This window comes from Erwinia sp. MYb416, from assembly GCF_037479575.1.
GTDB classification, from domain to species: Bacteria; Pseudomonadota; Gammaproteobacteria; order Enterobacterales; family Enterobacteriaceae; genus Erwinia; species Erwinia rhapontici.
Genome location: NZ_JBBGYT010000009.1, coordinates 1 through 798, shown reverse-complemented (window position 1 = coordinate 798; position 798 = coordinate 1). Strand labels below are relative to the sequence as shown.

Here is a 798-nt window from a genome sequence, read left to right as displayed (position 1 = left end):
TCATCGCAGGATAAAGACAGCGTTCTGACCCAACTGCAAAAAAACGATGTCCACTTTGCTGAACTGGGCGAGGCCGACCTGAAAGCCTCTCAGTTCTTTAGCGGGCTGCTGTCCGATGCCAAACACGGCTATCTCTCCGATCCGATGTACGGCGGCAATAAAGGGATGAAAGCGTGGATTGCTATCGGCTTCCCGGGCGCACGTGCCAGTTATCTGGAATGGGTGAAGCAGCACAATATCCCGTATCCACTTGGCCCGGTCAGCATCAAGGGCGAACGCGCCTGAGTCTTTCCATCGTGTTTTTAGCAAAGTTTGGGATCAAACATGGCACAGATTAATAAAGAAGAAGTCGACGTTGTTGTTGTCGGCCTGGGATGGGCTGGCTCGCTGATGAGCATTGAGCTGGCGATGGCCGGGCTGAAAGTGCGGGCGCTGGAGCGCGGAGCCGATCGCGGTTACGAAGAGTTTGCCTACCCCAAGCCGGCCGATGAATATGCCTACGCCGTGCGTAACAAAGTGATGGCCACGCCAGCAGAAGCGGCGGTGACGGTGCGTTACAACATGAGCCAGACCGCGCTGCCAACGCGCAAATGGGGCGCTTTTTGCCCGGGTAACGGCGTAGGCGGTTCGGGTTTGCACTGGACGGCGGTATTGATCCGTCCGACACCGACCGATCTTAAACTGAAAACCTATGCTGACCAGGCCTACGGACCGGGCGTGTTGCAGGACGATATGCGCATTATGGACTTCCCGTTCAGTTGGGAAGAGATCGAACCCTATTACGAGAAGTTTGAGATG

General features: G+C 55.8%; 1 protein-coding gene and 1 pseudogene. Both read left to right on the top strand.

Annotation, left to right across the window (positions count from 1 at the left end; all coding sequences use genetic code 11):
- A partial coding sequence (locus WH277_RS00060) for a gluconate 2-dehydrogenase subunit 3 family protein (RefSeq protein WP_339503626.1) occupies nt 1–285 on the top strand: 285 nt, incomplete at its 5' end.
- Between the two features lie 39 nt (nt 286–324).
- Nucleotides 325–798 (top strand): annotated as a pseudogene (locus WH277_RS00055) (GMC family oxidoreductase); the annotation flags it as partial.